Source organism: Klebsiella sp. K5-204 (assembly GCF_030128585.1).
Lineage (GTDB): Bacteria > Pseudomonadota > Gammaproteobacteria > Enterobacterales > Enterobacteriaceae > Klebsiella > Klebsiella quasipneumoniae.
Genome location: NZ_JAKUZS010000011.1, coordinates 43,867 through 61,129, shown reverse-complemented (window position 1 = coordinate 61,129; position 17,263 = coordinate 43,867). Strand labels below are relative to the sequence as shown.

The 17,263-nt window shown below is 54.5% G+C and carries 16 protein-coding genes and 2 tRNA genes; 4 read left to right on the top strand and 14 right to left on the bottom strand.

What is annotated here, in order from left to right; all coding sequences use genetic code 11:
• Window positions 1-136: 136 nt before the first annotated feature.
• The 6 genes from truB to MKR05_RS23960 form a co-directional block, all read right to left on the bottom strand.
• Window positions 137-1,081 carry a tRNA pseudouridine(55) synthase TruB gene (gene truB / locus MKR05_RS23985; RefSeq protein WP_023291116.1) on the bottom strand — a complete coding sequence of 315 codons (945 nt, stop codon included), beginning with the start codon at window positions 1,079-1,081 and terminating at the stop codon, window positions 137-139.
• The gene (gene rbfA / locus MKR05_RS23980; protein ID WP_002918248.1) at window positions 1,081-1,482 is read right to left on the bottom strand and encodes a 30S ribosome-binding factor RbfA; all 402 of its coding nucleotides are present in this window, start codon (window positions 1,480-1,482) and stop codon (window positions 1,081-1,083) included. The genes truB and rbfA overlap by 1 nt, the downstream gene beginning before the upstream one ends.
• A gap of 102 nt (window positions 1,483-1,584) precedes the next feature.
• Window positions 1,585-4,275, bottom strand: coding sequence for a translation initiation factor IF-2 (gene infB, locus MKR05_RS23975; RefSeq protein ID WP_023291117.1), 2,691 nt, complete (start codon window positions 4,273-4,275; stop codon window positions 1,585-1,587).
• Between the two features lie 24 nt (window positions 4,276-4,299).
• Window positions 4,300-5,787, bottom strand: coding sequence for a transcription termination factor NusA (gene nusA, locus MKR05_RS23970; protein ID WP_002918252.1), 1,488 nt, complete (start codon window positions 5,785-5,787; stop codon window positions 4,300-4,302).
• A 27-nt stretch (window positions 5,788-5,814) separates the two neighbouring features.
• Window positions 5,815-6,267 (bottom strand): ribosome maturation factor RimP, encoded by a 453-nt coding sequence (rimP, locus tag MKR05_RS23965; RefSeq protein WP_002918364.1) that lies wholly within the window; start codon window positions 6,265-6,267, stop codon window positions 5,815-5,817.
• A 208-nt stretch (window positions 6,268-6,475) separates the two neighbouring features.
• Window positions 6,476-6,552 (bottom strand) — tRNA-Met (locus tag MKR05_RS23960).
• Between the two features lie 307 nt (window positions 6,553-6,859).
• On the opposite strand from MKR05_RS23960, the gene argG reads away from it, so the two are divergent.
• The 3 genes from argG (at window position 6,860) to MKR05_RS23945 (ending at window position 9,905) form a co-directional block, all read left to right on the top strand.
• Complete coding sequence (argG, locus tag MKR05_RS23955) at window positions 6,860-8,203, top strand: argininosuccinate synthase (protein ID WP_004144895.1); 1,344 nt, start codon at window positions 6,860-6,862, stop codon at window positions 8,201-8,203.
• A 172-nt stretch (window positions 8,204-8,375) separates the two neighbouring features.
• Window positions 8,376-9,005, top strand: coding sequence for a winged helix-turn-helix transcriptional regulator (locus tag MKR05_RS23950; RefSeq protein ID WP_023291118.1), 630 nt, complete (start codon window positions 8,376-8,378; stop codon window positions 9,003-9,005).
• Window positions 9,006-9,353: 348 nt separating this feature from the next.
• Window positions 9,354-9,905 carry a YfaZ family outer membrane protein gene (locus MKR05_RS23945; protein WP_032454172.1) on the top strand — a complete coding sequence of 184 codons (552 nt, stop codon included), beginning with the start codon at window positions 9,354-9,356 and terminating at the stop codon, window positions 9,903-9,905.
• Between the two features lie 42 nt (window positions 9,906-9,947).
• On the opposite strand, the gene MKR05_RS23940 is transcribed toward MKR05_RS23945, so the two are convergent.
• From MKR05_RS23940 to rlmE, 7 genes are all read right to left on the bottom strand, one after another.
• Complete coding sequence (locus MKR05_RS23940; protein ID WP_072096600.1) at window positions 9,948-10,196, bottom strand: hypothetical protein; 249 nt, start codon at window positions 10,194-10,196, stop codon at window positions 9,948-9,950.
• Between the two features lie 297 nt (window positions 10,197-10,493).
• Window positions 10,494-10,580, bottom strand: a tRNA-Leu gene (locus MKR05_RS23935).
• A 9-nt stretch (window positions 10,581-10,589) separates the two neighbouring features.
• A complete protein-coding gene (secG, locus tag MKR05_RS23930) occupies window positions 10,590-10,919 on the bottom strand; it encodes a preprotein translocase subunit SecG (RefSeq protein ID WP_002918369.1) in 330 nt (109 codons plus the stop codon).
• Between the two features lie 229 nt (window positions 10,920-11,148).
• A complete protein-coding gene (gene glmM / locus MKR05_RS23925) occupies window positions 11,149-12,486 on the bottom strand; it encodes a phosphoglucosamine mutase (protein WP_004206179.1) in 1,338 nt (445 codons plus the stop codon).
• Window positions 12,479-13,327, bottom strand: a complete 849-nt coding sequence (folP, locus tag MKR05_RS23920; RefSeq protein ID WP_004206182.1) for a dihydropteroate synthase — start codon at window positions 13,325-13,327, stop codon at window positions 12,479-12,481. The genes glmM and folP overlap by 8 nt, the downstream gene beginning before the upstream one ends.
• A gap of 96 nt (window positions 13,328-13,423) precedes the next feature.
• Complete coding sequence (gene ftsH, locus MKR05_RS23915) at window positions 13,424-15,358, bottom strand: ATP-dependent zinc metalloprotease FtsH (protein ID WP_004206183.1); 1,935 nt, start codon at window positions 15,356-15,358, stop codon at window positions 13,424-13,426.
• A gap of 99 nt (window positions 15,359-15,457) precedes the next feature.
• Window positions 15,458-16,087, bottom strand: a complete 630-nt coding sequence (gene rlmE / locus MKR05_RS23910; RefSeq protein WP_008806638.1) for a 23S rRNA (uridine(2552)-2'-O)-methyltransferase RlmE — start codon at window positions 16,085-16,087, stop codon at window positions 15,458-15,460.
• Window positions 16,088-16,210: 123 nt separating this feature from the next.
• On the opposite strand from rlmE, the gene yhbY reads away from it, so the two are divergent.
• Window positions 16,211-16,504, top strand: a complete 294-nt coding sequence (gene yhbY / locus MKR05_RS23905) for a ribosome assembly RNA-binding protein YhbY (protein ID WP_002918374.1) — start codon at window positions 16,211-16,213, stop codon at window positions 16,502-16,504.
• 152 nt (window positions 16,505-16,656) lie between these two features.
• Here yhbY and greA read toward each other — a convergent pair whose 3' ends face one another.
• Window positions 16,657-17,133 carry a transcription elongation factor GreA gene (gene greA / locus MKR05_RS23900; RefSeq protein ID WP_002918375.1) on the bottom strand — a complete coding sequence of 159 codons (477 nt, stop codon included), beginning with the start codon at window positions 17,131-17,133 and terminating at the stop codon, window positions 16,657-16,659.
• Between the last annotated feature and the right edge of the window lie 130 nt (window positions 17,134-17,263).

Below are 17,263 nucleotides of genomic sequence, written 5' to 3'. Positions count from 1 at the left end.
AAAATTAAAAGAAAGAAAGGGTGCCGATCTCTAATTCAGCGACCCCTGATGCAACGCCCGAAAATGTTAAAACACTTTAGCGGACGTTAAGCGGCGATATTCTACTCGTAGCAGGCTTTTATCGCAAGAAAAGCGCTTACGCCGGGTATTCCACCACCAGACGACGCGGCGCCACGCGGCCTTCATCGTCAATTTCGCCCATGCCGAGAAACTTGCCGGATTCGCTTTCCATCACCCGCACCAGCCCGTTAAGCGGCGCGCCTGACTGACGTACCGGGTTGCCGTTTTTAAAGTAGACCGCGGAGGTCTCCGGGATCGTCACCAGCGGATAGTCCGACGCCGGGCTGTCCATGGGCATCAGCAGCGGATCGAGCAGCTGCGCGGCAGGAATATCCTGCGCCGCCGCCTGATCGACCAGCGCCTGCAGCTGCTCGAGGGTCACCATCCGCTCAACCGGGTATTTGCTCACCGCCAGGCGACGCAGGAAAATCACGTGCGCGCCGCAGCCGAGCTTCTCACCTAAATCATCGATAATCGTCCGGATGTAGGTGCCTTTCGAGCAGTGGATCTCCAGCTCCAGTTCATCGCCTTCATGGCGAATAAACAGCAGCTCATAAACGGTAATCGGCCGAGCTTCACGCGGGACCTCAATCCCCTGACGGGCATATTCGTACAGCTTCTTGCCCTGATATTTCAGCGCCGAATACATCGACGGCACCTGCTGCGTCTCGCCGCGGAAGCTGTCCAGCGCCGCCGCCAGCTGTTCGTCGCTAAAGGTCAGCGGGCGCTCTTCCACCACCTGGCCATCGGCATCGGAGGTATCGGTGCGCTGGCCAAGTTTAGCTATCACGCGGTAGCGCTTATCGGAGTCCAGCAGGTATTGGGAAAACTTGGTCGCTTCGCCAAGGCAGATCGGCAGCATACCGGTCGCCAGCGGATCCAGCGCGCCGGTGTGTCCGGCGCGGTTGGCGTTATATATACGCTTTACTTTCTGCAGCACATCGTTGCTGGAGGCGCCCTGAGGCTTATCCAGCAGCAATACGCCGTGCACGTCGCGGCCGCGACGACGAGGACGACTCATCAGTCCTCCTTGCTGTCGTCCGGGTTCACACGACGCTCATCGTCGTGTTTCACCACGCTGGTGACCAGGTTGGACATACGCATCCCTTCCACCAGTGAGTTGTCGTAGAAGAAGGTCAGCTCCGGCACGATGCGCAGGCGCATCGCTTTCCCCAGTAGAGAGCGGATAAAGCCAGAGGCTTCCTGCAGCGCTTTGATGCCCGCTTTCACCGCGGCTTCATCTTTGTCGTTGAGGAAGGTGACATACACCTTGGCATAGGCCAGGTCACGGGACATTTCCACACCGGAAACGGTGGTCATCATGCCCAGACGCGGGTCTTTGATTTCACGCTGCAGGATGATAGCAATCTCTTTTTGCATCTCCTGGGCCACGCGCTGCGGGCGACCAAATTCTTTCGCCATAATAAATTCTCCAGAATAAAGACAAAAAAGGGGCCTAAAGCCCCTTTTTAAAATGATTGCCGGGTGGCGCTTCGCTTCCCCGGCGGCTTAGCCATCCGATGATTAATCGATGCTACGCTGGATTTCGATGATTTCGAACACTTCGATCATATCGCCAACGCGAACGTCGTTGTAGTTCTTCACACCGATACCACATTCCATGCCGTTACGGACTTCGTTAACGTCATCTTTGAAGCGGCGCAGGGATTCCAGCTCGCCTTCATAGATAACCACGTTGTCACGCAGCACGCGGATTGGGTTGTGACGTTTGATCGTCCCTTCGGTAACCATACAGCCCGCGATGGCGCCGAATTTCGGCGATTTAAAGACATCACGCACTTCAGCCAGACCGATGATCTGCTGTTTCAGTTCCGGAGACAGCATGCCGCTCATCGCCGCTTTCACTTCGTCGATCAGGTTATAGATGACGGAGTAGTAACGCAGATCCAGGCTTTCCGCTTCGATAACTTTACGCGCAGAGGCATCGGCACGAACGTTGAAGCCAACCAGAATCGCGTTGGATGCTGCAGCCAGGGTGGCGTCGGTTTCGGTGATACCACCTACGCCGGAACCGATGATCTTCACTTTCACTTCGTCGGTAGACAGTTTCAGTAAGGAATCGGAAATCGCTTCGACAGAACCCTGTACGTCCGCTTTCAGCACGATGTTCACTTCGTGAACTTCGCCTTCGGTCATGTTAGCGAACATGTTTTCCAGTTTAGATTTCTGCTGACGCGCCAGCTTAACTTCACGGAATTTGCCCTGACGATACAGCGCCACTTCACGCGCTTTTTTCTCGTCACGAACCACGGTCACTTCATCACCGGCAGCCGGCACACCGGACAGGCCGAGGATTTCCACCGGAATGGACGGACCCGCTTCCAGCACTTCGCGACCCAGTTCGTCACGCATCGCACGCACACGACCGTATTCGAAGCCGCACAGAACGATATCGCCCTTGTGCAGCGTACCTTCGCGAACCAGAACGGTAGCGACCGGACCACGACCTTTATCAAGGAAGGATTCGATCACCGCGCCGCTCGCCATCCCGTTACGGACCGCTTTCAGCTCGAGAACTTCAGCCTGCAGCAGGATCGCGTCCAGCAGGTCGTCGATACCGGTACCGGCTTTCGCGGAGACGTGGACGAACTGGCTCTCGCCGCCCCACTCTTCCGGCAGGATGCCGTACTGGGACAGTTCGTTCTTCACACGGTCCGGATCGGCTTCAGGCTTATCGATCTTGTTCACCGCAACCACCACCGGCACCTGCGCCGCTTTGGCGTGCTGGATAGCTTCGATAGTCTGCGGCATCACGCCGTCGTCTGCCGCCACCACCAGAACCACGATGTCCGTCGCCTGCGCACCACGAGCACGCATGGAGGTAAACGCGGCGTGGCCCGGGGTATCCAGGAAGGTGATCATGCCGTTGTCGGTTTCTACATGGTAAGCACCGATGTGCTGGGTAATACCACCCGCTTCGCCGGAGGCAACCTTAGTGGAACGAATGTAGTCCAGCAGCGAGGTTTTACCGTGGTCAACGTGACCCATGATGGTCACAACCGGTGCGCGCGGTTCAGCCGCCGCGCCGGTGTCACGGTCGCTCATTACCGCTTCTTCCAGCTCGTTTTCACGACGCAGGATAACTTTGTGGCCCATCTCTTCGGCAACCAGCTGTGCGGTTTCCTGGTCGATGACCTGGTTGATGGTCGCCATGGCGCCCAGCTTCATCATCGCTTTGATGACCTGCGAACCTTTCACCGCCATCTTGTTAGCCAGTTCGCCAACGGTGATGGTTTCGCCGATCACGACGTCACGGTTAACGGCCTGCGCCGGCTTCTGGAAGCCCTGCTGCAGAGCGGAACCTTTACGGTGCTTACCGCCTTTGCCGCCGCGAACGGCCGCACGGGCTTCTTCACGATCGGCTTTAGATTCAGCGTGTTTGTTGCCTTTCTTCGCCGGACGCGCCGCTTTGCTGCTACGGCTGCGGCTGCGGCCGCCTTCGACTTCACGATCGTTATCATCTTCAGCCTGACGTGCATGCTGTGACGTGGTGACGTGATAGTCGCTGGTGTCTTCCGGGCTGTCTGAAGTTTCAGACCAATTTTTTTCGTTTTCTTCTGCCATACGGCGTGCTTCTTCCGCTACACGGCGCGCTTCTTCTTCAAGTTTGCGGCGTGCTTCTTCTTCCGATTTGCGCTTCAGTTCCGCGGCTTCGTTCTCGCGACGGATCTTTTCAGCCTGGGCGGTTTTGGTCATTTCGTCGGTATGTTGATTGCTCACTTTGTCTTTTTCCGCAGCTTCACGTTTCGCTTTATCAGCGACTTCACGTTTAGCTTGTTCTGCGGCCTCACGTTCAGCTTTTAATTGCGCCTCGCGTTTCGCTGCTTCTTCAGCTTCACGACGGGCCTGCTCTTCCGCTTCACGCTGCGCCTGCTCTTCCGCGGCCAGGCGTTCAGCCTCTTGCGGATCGCGTTTCACAAAGGTGCGTTTCTTGCGGACTTCGATTTGTACCGATTTACTCTTTCCACCGGTACCTGGAATATTCAACGTACTGCGCGTCTTACGCTGTAACGTCAGCTTGTCTGGCGCCGAACCGTGCTCACGGTTCAGGTGCGTCAACAAAGTTTGTTTCTCTTGCGAGGTCACAGAATCATCAGCCGTTTTGCGGATGCCTGCGTCAGCAAATTGCTGTATCAGGCGATCCACAGAGGTCTGAATCTCTGAGGCCAGCGCTTTAATAGTCACATCTGTCATGCTGTTCCTTCCTGCTACAGTTTATTACGCTTCGTCGCCGAACCAACAAATGTTGCGAGCGGCCATGATGAGCTCGCCAGCTTTCTCGTCGGTCATCCCTTCGATATCAGCCAGGTCATCAACGCCCTGCTCGGCGAGATCTTCCAGCGTACAAACACCACGGGCAGCCAGTTTGAATGCCAGGGCACGATCCAGACCTTCGAGATTCAACAGATCATCGGCAGGTTTGTTATCTCCCAGGCTTTCTTCCTGAGCCAGCGCCAGCGTAGTCAGTGCGTTTTTCGCACGCTCACGAAGTGCTTCAACGGTGGCTTCATCCAGACCGTCGATTTCCAGCAGTTCTTTCATCGGCACATAGGCCAGCTCTTCCAGTGAGGAGAAGCCTTCTTCAACCAGCACTGTCGCGAAATCTTCATCAATATCGAGATATTTGGTGAAGGTATCGATAGCGGCATGCGCTTCCGCCTGGTGCTTAGCCTGCAGATCGTCAACGGTCATCACGTTGAGTTCCCAGCCGCTAAGCTGCGAGGCCAGGCGGACGTTCTGACCGTTACGGCCAATCGCCTGCGCCAGGTTGCCCGCTTCTACCGCGATATCCATGGTGTGTTTATCTTCATCCACCACGATGGACGCGACGTCTGCCGGCGCCATAGCGTTAATCACGAACTGCGCCGGGTTATCATCCCAGAGGACGATATCGATACGCTCGCCGCCCAGCTCGGTGGATACCGCCTGCACGCGCGCGCCGCGCATACCGACGCAAGCGCCAACCGGGTCGATACGCTTGTCGTTGGTTTTCACCGCGATTTTGGCACGAGAGCCCGGATCGCGAGCTGCCGCTTTGATCTCCAGCACTTCTTCACCGATTTCCGGCACTTCGATGCGGAACAGTTCGATCAGCATCTCAGGTTTGGAACGGGTCACGAACAGCTGGGCGCCACGCGCTTCCGGACGGACGGCGTACAGTACGCCGCGAATGCGGTCGCCCGGACGGAAGTTTTCACGCGGCAGCATATCTTCACGCAGGATCACGGCTTCAGCGTTGTTGCCCAGATCCAGAGTGATGTTGTCGCGGTTCACTTTTTTCACCACGCCGGTGATGATCTCACCTTCGTGCTCGCGGAACTGATCGACCACCATCGCGCGCTCGGCTTCGCGAACTTTCTGCACGATAACCTGTTTAGCGGTCTGGGTGGTGATGCGGTCGAAGGTGACAGATTCAATCTGATCTTCGACGTAGTCGCCGACGTTCATGCTTTCATCTTCGAAACGCGCGGCTTCCAGCGTGATCTCGCGCGTCGGCTGGGTGACTTCTTCTACAACCAGCCAGCGACGGAAAGTGTCGAAATCGCCGCTCTTACGGTCGATTTCAACGCGAACGTCGATCTCTTGTTCGTATTTTTTCTTGGTGGCCGTTGCCAGCGCGCTTTCCAGCGCTTCGAAAATTTTCTCACGCGGCAGCGCTTTTTCGTTGGAAACGGCTTCAACAACAGCCAAAATTTCTTTGTTCATCGGGGCCTTTCACCTCAATCCAGACTGTTAAAAGTGGGGAACCAGGTTCGCCTTCTGGATGTTACTCAGCGCGAACACTTCATCTTTGCCTTCGACGGTTACCGTGATCATTTCACCGTCTACCGCTTTGATAATGCCCTGCCATTTGCGACGGTTCTGAACCGCCATGCGCAGCACCAGCGCAACTTCTTCGCCAGTGAAACGTTGATAGTGTTCGGCGGTGAACATCGGACGGTCGAGACCAGGCGAAGAGACTTCCAGGTTGTAAGCGACAGTGATCGGGTCTTCGACATCCATGACGGCGCTTACCTGGTGGCTCACATCAGCACAATCATCAACGTTGATGCCATCTTCACTATCAATATAGATGCGCAGTGTGGATGTGCGACCGCGAATAAATTCGATGCCGACCAGCTCAAAGCCAAGCGCTTCAACCGGCGCAGTGAGCATCTCTGTCAATTTTTGCTCTAATGTGGACAAACCCACCCCCAAGACATAAAAAAAGGGCGTATAGCCCAGTTATTCTGAAGTCAGATAACAAAAAACCCCGATAAATCGGGGCTTTAGATAACTGAACCCTGAGATCGCCATGGCGATCTGGAACACCTTCCGCAAGAATTCTTTCAAATTCGGCTACGAAGGACACCTAGTCCTCACAGTATATTTGAAAAAGTACTTAATGGGAAAGTGGTTGCGGGGGCCGGATTTGAACCGACGACCTTCGGGTTATGAGCCCGACGAGCTACCAGGCTGCTCCACCCCGCGCCTGAAACGTGGCATATTTTACTCTTTTTGAGCAAAAGACGCAAATACTGCTGGGATTTGGTACCGAAGACGGGACATAAAATCGGGATGAATTGTAACGACAATTAGTATATTTTGTCAACATGCATTTTATCGCCCCCGATTGCCGTTTGTGCTGGTATTTCAGGCTTTTTTAGCAAAAAGATGATGAAGCCCTTCCTGTCACCAGTAAAAGATGGTTAAATGAATACTCACAATTAATGCATAAAAATGCAGTTAAGGTTGTTGGGTCGAACTCACCACAGTCTATCGAGCAGGGTTTTATTTTATGACGACGATTCTCAAGCATCTCCCGGTTGGTCAACGTATTGGTATCGCTTTCTCTGGTGGACTGGATACCAGCGCCGCGCTGTTATGGATGCGCAAAAAAGGCGCCGTGCCTTATGCATATACCGCTAACCTGGGTCAACCGGACGAAGACGACTACGATGCTATTCCGCGCCGCGCGAAAGAGTACGGCGCCGAAGGCGCCCGTCTGATCGACTGCCGCAAACAGCTGGTCGCAGAAGGGATCGCCGCGATTCAGTGTGGCGCTTTCCATAACACCACCGGCGGGTTGACCTACTTCAACACCACGCCGCTGGGCCGCGCGGTCACCGGCACCATGCTGGTAGCGGCAATGAAAGAAGACGGCGTCAACATCTGGGGCGATGGCAGCACCTATAAAGGCAACGATATCGAACGTTTCTATCGCTACGGCCTGCTGACCAACGCTGAACTGCAGATCTACAAACCGTGGCTGGACAGCGATTTCATCAATGAACTCGGCGGCCGTCACGAAATGTCCGAATTTATGATCGCCTGCGGCTTTGACTACAAGATGTCGGTCGAGAAAGCCTATTCCACCGACTCCAACATGCTCGGCGCTACCCACGAAGCGAAAGATCTGGAGTTTCTGAATTCCAGCGTCAAGATCGTCAACCCGATTATGGGCGTGAAGTTCTGGGACGAAAACGTGAAGATCCCTGCGGAAGAGGTCACCGTACGTTTTGAGCAGGGTCACCCGGTAGCGCTTAATGGCAAAACCTTCGCCGATGACGTCGAGATGATGCTGGAAGCCAACCGCATCGGCGGTCGTCACGGCCTGGGCATGAGCGACCAGATCGAAAACCGGATTATCGAAGCGAAAAGCCGCGGCATTTATGAAGCCCCGGGGATGGCGCTGCTGCATATCGCTTATGAGCGTCTGCTGACCGGTATTCATAACGAAGATACTATTGAGCAATATCACGCTCACGGTCGCCAGCTGGGCCGTCTGCTGTATCAGGGCCGCTGGTTCGATTCCCAGGCGCTGATGCTGCGTGATTCGCTGCAGCGCTGGGTCGCCAGCCAGATCACCGGCGAAGTCACCCTTGAGCTGCGTCGCGGCAACGACTACTCGATCCTCAATACGGTATCAGACAACCTGACCTATAAAGCAGAGCGTCTGACCATGGAAAAAGGCGATTCCATGTTTACCGCTGAAGACCGTATCGGCCAGCTGACCATGCGTAATCTGGATATCACCGATACCCGAGAGAAGCTGTTCGGCTACGCGCAGTCTGGCCTGCTGAGCGCCTCCTCAGCGACGGGTTTACCGCAGGTTGAAAATCTGGAAAACAAAGGCAAATAATCGCCTGACGATGTTTGCTCTCTGCCGGCGGCTCTCCGCCGGCTTTTTTATTTTTTGTTACCAGTCTGCACCAGAAAATTCGAAAAGAGGCATTATTTCCTTATCGCCTGGTCAGCAAAATTGTTGACTATAATATCCTCAATTGATTAATTCGTATCTGGTGATAAACATCATGAATATTAAACCGCCTATCAGGCCGCAGAAGGCCATTGACCGATTGATCGATGTGCTTGAGCCACACGCGACGCCCGTTAACGCGATCGCCAGAAAAAGACTCACGTGGGAATATAAAGGCAAAACCCAGCTCTTTATTTTTAAAAAAGGCGAGTTGTCGATTATTCGTAATTCCGACAGGCTCTTGATGGTGACCGTCTATGAACCCCACCTTTTCGGCGTGGCGGAAATGCTGCAGCCCAGCCGCAGTCATAGCCTGCGTGCAGAGGTCTCATCCGAGCTGCTGCGTATCGACTACGATCTGGCGTCGGCGCTATTTCGTCAGCATAATCTGTGGGAAGAAGTGACAATCCTGCTGGCCTATCATACCTCGTATATGGTGTATCGTGACGATTTGGTATTGCAACAGCGAACCTATTCGGTGATCCGTAACCATCTGCTGGAAATGATGCTCTTAACTGAAGAGACACGACAGCGCGTATCTATTCTTGAATATATTCAGGACCGGACTCATCTCTCACGCAGCAGTATTCTTAATGTCTTGTCAGCCTTAAAGAAAGGCGGTTATATTGCCTTTGCCCGGGGGGGTTATTTACAAAGCATTGCCTCACTTCCTGAAAAATTCTGACTCGCGCCAACCTCTGTCATTTGTGGCTATTCATCTTACAGCTGAAGTTGTTTAAATTTAAACCAATAAACGCTAACGGTAACAAAAAAATAATTTTAATCTAACTACCTGAGTTACCGGAGGACATCCTGTGCCGGGCACGACCAGCAGACAGCCATACAAGGCGTGCATCGCCGGGCCTGCGCAAGCGCAGGATATGCCGCCGGCAATCGGCCAGGCGTGAGCAGCGGTAGCGGGAGTTGATCCCCTCTCCTACCGCCTGCTCGACCATAACGATGAGATCCAAAAACCCGTTAATTTTGCCCGAACACCCGTATCGGGCTTTTTTTTATCTGAAGGAATTCAACAATGAAGTCTATTGCTCCAAAAATGGTAGCCCTGATGATCGCCGTGGGGGCCAGCGGCGCCGCCTGCGCATCCGTTAATCTGCATGGTGAAGCCGGTAGCGAGTTTACCAATCTGTCTGCCAGCTTTGGCGCCGGGGAACCTGGAATGACGTTCAATACCCAGTGGGCGCATAGTGACAATGACGGCGACACCATTGGACTGGGTATGGGTTATAACTTCAACCTCGGGCCTTTCCTGATGACGCTGGGCGGTAAAGGCATCTATCTGAACCCTAAAGATGGGGATGAAGGTTACGCCATCGCCGCGGGTGGCGGAGCAGAGCTTCCTCTCGGCCAGTACTTCACGCTCTTCGGTGAGGGCTATTACTCGCCGGACTCGATGTCCAGCGGCGTCGATGATTATGTGGAGGCCAATGCCGGGGTACGCCTTAACGTGCTGCCGTCGCTGAATATCGAAGCAGGCTATCGATATATCGATATGGCGGGGAAAGACGGCCATCGCGACAACACCCTCGCCGACGGGGCCTACGCCGGGGTTAACTTCCGCTTTTAATCCATGCACAGGGATTGCCCTCCGGCAGTCCCTGCTTCATTCTTAACTGGCCTGCGGCACGCTTTTCAGTACGCGGTTAATCTCCTGCAGGCCAGCAACATTATTCTCTTTGCGGTAAACCTCATTCATGGACGCCATCTGCTCCAGGCGGGTCAGAGCGCCATACACCTGATACGCCTCGCTGTGTCTGTCGAACACATCGCGGCGCTCAACATCCTGCAGATAATTGCTTTTCAATGAGTGGTTAAGGCGGCCAATCAGTGCCGTATTGTCCTGGAAATAGCGCGTCACCGCCTGGGCATTATTCGCTGCAACGCCAGGCTCACTGTATGATACCGGTACGGTTAGCGCATTAATCGTCTCCACCGTTTTGGATGGCGATGTTGAACTGCATCCCGCTAAACCGAGCGCGCCGGCGACGATAAGCAACCCGATCTTGTTCATTGTGTCACTTCACCTCTGTTGATTAGACGTGGCGACTTTAACGACAGTAAAAGGCGGGAGCCAGTGAAGAGATGTTTATTAATAAATGACCGGCGGGGATAAAAACAAAAAAAGACGCTTTTCAGCGTCTTTTTTCTGGAATATTGGTACCGAGGATGGGACTCGAACCCACAAGCCCGTTAGGGCACTACCACCTCAAGGTAGCGTGTCTACCAATTCCACCACCTCGGTACAGAATACTTAGTGCGGGATATCGCTGGTCGGCTGAGCCGGCGCAGTTGGCTGAGTTTGCTCTGTTTTCGGCGCGCTCAGGTTATCCCACTCACTTCCTTTACTGGTCTTGTTGCTGTTGATGTTACCCAGCGCCAGACTGATGATGAAGAACAGCGCAGCCAGGATGCCGGTCATACGGGTCATGAAGTTACCAGAACCGCTGGACCCAAACAATGTGCCGGAAGCGCCTGCACCGAAGGAGGCTCCCATATCAGCGCCTTTACCTTGCTGCAGCATAACCAGACCTACGAGGCCAATCGCTACAATAAGGAAAACAACCAAAAGAGCTTCGTACATAATCAACCTGTTCCTTGCGGATTCGCCGCATACCAAGTGCTTCGACCAATAAAGCGGGACGTTTTAACGTTTCCCACTGAAGCGGGTGTGAATACTAACCAAAGCGAATGACCTTCGCAAGGGCAATTTCGACACATTGTATCAACTGCAGAAAAAAACAGCAAAAAGCCGGTGTTCGATCATAAAAAAGGCGGCAAGCGCCGCCTTTTTAACCACTTAGCCGACAAGCTTAGACGCTTTTTACCGCTTCGGCGATGCGATGCGCAAACTCGTGCACCTGATCTTCATGCTCGCCTTCCACCATAACGCGGATCAGCGGTTCCGTACCCGATTTACGCAGCAGGACGCGGCCACGCTTACCTAACGCCGCTTCCACTTCTGCGGTCACCGCTTTGACATGCTCATTCTCCAGAGGGTTACCGCTGCCCTCGGTAAAGCGCACATTCACCAGCAGCTGAGGGAACATCTTCATGCCGCTGCACAGGTCATGCAGGCTCATGTGGTTGCGTACCATCGCCGCGACCACCTGCAAACTGGCGACGATGCCATCGCCGGTGGTGGTTTTATCCAGCAGAATCACATGGCCGGAGTTTTCCGCACCGATGCGCCAGCCTTTTTCCTGGAGCATCTCCAGCACATAGCGGTCACCCACCTTAGCGCGGGCAAACGGGATGCCCAGCTGCTTGAGCGCCAGCTCCAGGCCCATATTGCTCATCAGCGTACCGACGGCGCCGCCGCGCAGCTGTCCCTGACGCAGCCCTTCCCGGGCGATGATGTAGAGGATCTGGTCACCATCGACTTTATTGCCTTCGTGGTCAACCATGATCACCCGATCGCCATCGCCATCGTAGGCAATGCCCAGATCGGCTTTTTCCGCCAGCACGCGCGCCTGCAGCGCCCGCACGTCGGTGGCCCCGACCTCTTCGTTGATGTTGAGGCCGTCAGGCTCGCAGCCCATCGCGATAACCTGGGCGCCCAGCTCGCGGAAAACATTGGGCGCGATGTGGTAGGTTGCGCCGTGCGCACAGTCCACCACCACTTTCAGCGTGGAGAGGCTCAGTTCGTTAGGAAAGGTGCCTTTACAAAACTCAATGTAGCGGCCCGCGGCATCGACGATGCGGCTGGCTTTGCCCAGCTCAGCCGAGTCCACACAGGTGAGTTCTTTCTCCATTTCGGCTTCAATCGCCTCTTCCACATCATCCGGCAGCTTGGTGCCCTCAATGGAGAAGAACTTGATGCCGTTGTCGTAGAAGGGGTTATGTGAAGCGGAGATGACGATCCCCGCCTCGGCGCGAAAGGCGCGCGTCAGGTAGGCGATCGCCGGCGTTGGCATTGGCCCGGTGAACGACGCAGAGAGCCCCGCTGCCGCCAGCCCGGCTTCCAGCGCCGATTCCAGCATATAGCCCGAAATACGGGTATCCTTGCCGATGATAATTTTACGCGAGCCGTGACGCGCTAACACTTTGCCCGCCGCCCAGCCGAGCTTAAGCACAAATTCCGGAGTGATCGGCGCATCGCCGACGCGGCCACGAATACCATCGGTGCCAAAATACTTGCGGTTACTCATAACGTTTTTTTCCCTTAGCGGCGAGAGTGGCTTCCACCACGCGCAGCGCTTCTACCGTTTCTTTGACATCATGGACGCGGATAATCTGCGCGCCCTGCATTGCTGCAATGACGGCACACGCCAGGCTGCCGTTCAGCCGTTCCGACGGCCCGACGTTCAGCAACTGACCTACCATCGACTTACGCGACATACCGACCAGCAGCGGCAGACCAAAGTGATGAAACTCTCCCAGCCTGGCCAGCAGTTGATAATTGTGGGTGAGATTTTTACCGAAACCGAATCCCGGGTCGAGCAGCAATTTTTCTTTTGCGATCCCTGCCTGTTCGCAGCGCACGATGTGTTCATTAAAAAAGCGCTCCACATCGGCGAAGACATCCTCATACTTCGGCGCCTCCTGCATGGTTTTCGGCTGTCCCTGCATATGCATCAGACACACCGGCAGCCCGGTTTCCGCCGCAGCCTGCAACGCGCCGGGTTCGGTCAGCGAACGAATATCGTTAATGATATGCGCCCCTGCCCGGGCGGATTCGCGGATAACCTCCGCTTTGGAGGTATCCACGGAGATCCACACCTCAAAGCGCTGGGCGATAGCCTCCACCACCGGGATCACCCGCGCAAGCTCCTCTTCCACGCTAACCTCAGCCGCCCCTGGCCGCGTCGATTCACCGCCGATATCAATGATGGTCGCCCCGGCGTTGATCATCAGATTGGCATGCTTCACCGCCTCAATCAGCGAATTATGGGCGCCGCCATCGGAGAAGGAGTCAGGCGTCACATTAAGAATACCCATCACGTGGGGGTGAGAGAGATCGAGGGTTGAGCCCTGGGCTACAAGTTTCATCACAAAATCCCTGAGACTGAAGAGGTTAAAAAAGAAAAACCCCGGAGCGGGCGCCCCGGGGTTTTAAGGTTAAAACAAGACATCAACAGCGGCAGCTTATTTGTCGCCCAGCTGCTCTGACATGGTGTTGCCCGGGTTCGGCGTACGCGGTTCATCGACCGGACGCGGCGCACGAGGCGTGCCATTGTTGTCAGAGTTGTTAGAAGAACCGGGTTCTTCCCAACCCGCCGGCGGACGAACATCGCGACGAGCCATCAGGTCGTCAATCTGCGGCGCATCGATGGTCTCATACTTCATGAGCGCATCTTTCATCGCGTGCAGAATGTCCATGTTGTCGTTCAGCAGCTGGCGAGCACGACCGTAGTTACGCTCAATCAGCGATTTCACTTCCTGGTCGATGATACGCGCGGTTTCATCGGACATATGCTTCGCTTTCGCGACGCTGCGGCCGAGGAACACTTCACCCTCTTCTTCCGCGTACAGCAGCGGACCAAGTTTGTCGGAGAAGCCCCACTGGGTCACCATGTTACGCGCCAGGTTCGTCGCCACTTTAATGTCGTTAGACGCGCCGGTAGAAACATGTTCCGGACCGTAGATAATCTCTTCCGCCAGACGACCGCCGTACAGGGTGGAGATCTGACTTTCCAGTTTCTGACGGCTGGCGCTGATCGCATCGCCTTCCGGCAGGAAGAAGGTCACACCCAGCGCACGACCGCGCGGGATAATCGTCACTTTGTGCACCGGATCGTGCTCCGGCACCAGACGACCGATAATCGCGTGGCCCGCTTCGTGGTAAGCGGTGGACTCTTTCTGCGCTTCCGTCATCACCATGGAGCGGCGTTCCGCACCCATCATGATTTTGTCTTTCGCTTTTTCGAATTCAACCATCGATACGACGCGTTTGTTGCCGCGGGCAGCAAACAGGGCCGCCTCGTTGACCAGGTTGGCCAGGTCCGCACCGGAGAAGCCAGGGGTACCGCGAGCAATGATTGCCGCATCGATATCCGGCGCCAGCGGAACGCGACGCATATGCACTTTCAGGATCTGCTCACGACCGCGAACATCCGGCAGGCCAACCACCACCTGGCGGTCAAAACGGCCCGGACGCAGCAGCGCGGGGTCAAGAACGTCCGGACGGTTAGTCGCCGCGATAACGATAATACCTTCGTTACCTTCGAAGCCGTCCATCTCAACCAGCATCTGGTTCAGGGTCTGCTCACGTTCATCGTGACCACCGCCAAGACCGGCGCCACGCTGGCGGCCGACGGCGTCGATTTCATCGATGAAGATGATGCAAGGCGCTGCTTTCTTAGCCTGTTCGAACATGTCACGCACACGGGATGCACCAACACCGACGAACATTTCTACGAAGTCAGAACCGGAAATAGTAAAGAACGGCACTTTTGCTTCGCCAGCGATCGCTTTCGCCAGCAGCGTTTTACCGGTACCCGGAGGACCGACCATCAGGACGCCTTTCGGGATCTTACCGCCCAGTTTCTGGAAGCGGCTCGGCTCACGCAGGTATTCCACCAGTTCGCCGACTTCCTCTTTCGCTTCGTCACACCCGGCAACGTCAGCAAAAGTGGTTTTGATCTGATCTTCCGTCAGCATACGGGCTTTGCTTTTGCCGAAGGACATCGCGCCCTTTCCGCCGCCGCCCTGCATTTGCCGCATAAAAAAGATCCAGACGCCGATCAACAGCAGCATTGGGAACCAGGAGATGAAGATGGAAGCCAGCAGGCTTGGCTCTTCTGGTGGTTCACCAACAACTTTGACGTTTTTAGTCAACAGGTTATCGAGCAGCTTCGGATCGTTAACCGGAATGTAAGTCGTGTAACGGTTACTATCTTTCTTGGTAACGTTGATCTCACGTCCGTTGATACGCGCTTCGCGAACCTGGTCCTGATTGACCTCTTGCAGGAAGGTAGAATAATCCACCTTGCGGCCATTCGACTCGCTGGGCCCAAAGCTCTGGAATACTGACATCAGCACAACGGCAATGACCAGCCAGAGTATTAGGTTTTTCGCCATGTCACTCAAGGGATTAACCTCTTATTACAACTGTGTTAAAAACAGCGTCAGGATACGCTATATCCAGTTTCTTTCAAACTTTCATTTGAAATCTGCCGGTTATGGTTTACGCCCGGTCGCTACAATATACACTTCACGCGAACGAGCGCGGGAAGAGTCCGGCTTACGAACTTTGACCTTCGTAAACAGGGAGCGAATTTCTCGAAGATACTCATCGAAGCCTTCGCCCTGGAACACCTTCACTACAAAACTACCACCTGGCGCTAATACATCACGAGACATTTCAAGCGCCAGTTCTACCAGATACATCGCCCGGGGAATATCCACCGCCGGTGTTCCGCACATATTCGGCGCCATATCGGACATGACCACTTGTACTTTACTGTCGCCTACTCGCTCAAGTAACGCTTTCAGGACTAATTCATCACGAAAGTCGCCCTGAAGGAAGTCCACACCAACGATTGGATCCATTGGTAAAAGATCGCAAGCGATGATGCGGCCGCTGTTGCCGATCTGCGTGACCGCATACTGCGACCAGCCCCCGGGAGCAGCGCCGAGGTCAACTATCGTCATCCCCGGCTTAAAAATTTTGTCACTTTGCTGTATTTCATCAAGTTTAAACCAGGCACGGGAACGTAACCCCTTTTTCTGTGCCTGTTGAACATATTTATCGCTAAAGTGTTCCTGAAGCCAGCGGCTTGAGCTGGCAGAACGCTTTTTACCTGTCATTTAACATTCCCGTTCGGGTTCATCGTACTTTACTGCGTAAAAATCGACGCGGTAGTTTGGCGATATATGGGAGATGGCGGTAGAATGACCCGTTTTCAATCCCAACGTAAGCAAAAAAATACGATGAATCTGAGTACTAAACAAAAACAGCACCTGAAAGGTCTGGCACATCCGCTCAAGCCGGTAGTTATGCTTGGCAACAATGGTTTGACCGAAGGGGTACTGGCCGAGATCGAACAAGCGTTAGGGCACCATGAACTCATCAAGGTGAAGATCGCCTCAGAAGATCGCGAAACTAAAGCCTTGATCGTGGAAGCCATCGTGCGCGAAACCGGCGCCTGTAACGTACAGGTCATCGGTAAAACGCTGGTTCTGTACCGCCCAACGCCAGAGCGTAAAATCTCGCTGCCACGCTAAGAATATCCTCAATCCTGACACAACTTTGTGTAAAACGAGGGATTTCTGTGGCCAGGCGAGCAAAATGCCATGCTCGTGACGTTGATAAAAGGCCGCTATGCGGCCTTTTTCCTTTCTTTACAATCTATAAACATCGTAGCGGGAAATACGCCTTACAGGTATTCAACCTTGGTAATTTCGTATTCCACTTCCCCACCCGGTGTACGGATAGTCACGACGTCATCCTGCTCTTTACCGATCAGACCACGGGCAATCGGCGAGTTCACGGAGATCAGATTCTGCTTAAAATCAGCTTCGTCATCGCCCACGATACGGTAGGTCTGTTCCTCGTCAGTATCGAGGTTCAGCACGCTGACAGTAGAGCCAAAAATCACCCGGCCATTATTCGGCATTTTGGTGATATCGATAACCTGCGCATTGGATAGCTTCGCTTCGATATCCTTGATGCGCCCTTCGCAGAAGCCCTGCTGTTCACGCGCGGCGTGATACTCGGCATTCTCTTTCAGATCGCCGTGTTCACGGGCCTCAGCAATAGCGGCAATGATTTCAGGACGACGCACAGACTTCAGATAATCCAGTTCTTCGCGCAGTTTTTCAGCGCCACGTAAGGTCATCGGAATCGCTTGCATTAGTTATACCTCTTTATCATTCCTTCAGGAAACGGATAGCTCCGCTCCGCCACCTGTCCTGTCCACGGGCAGGACACGAGCAAAAAGAAACCGACCCGGGAAACACTCCCCAGGTCAGCAGCAATTTTTC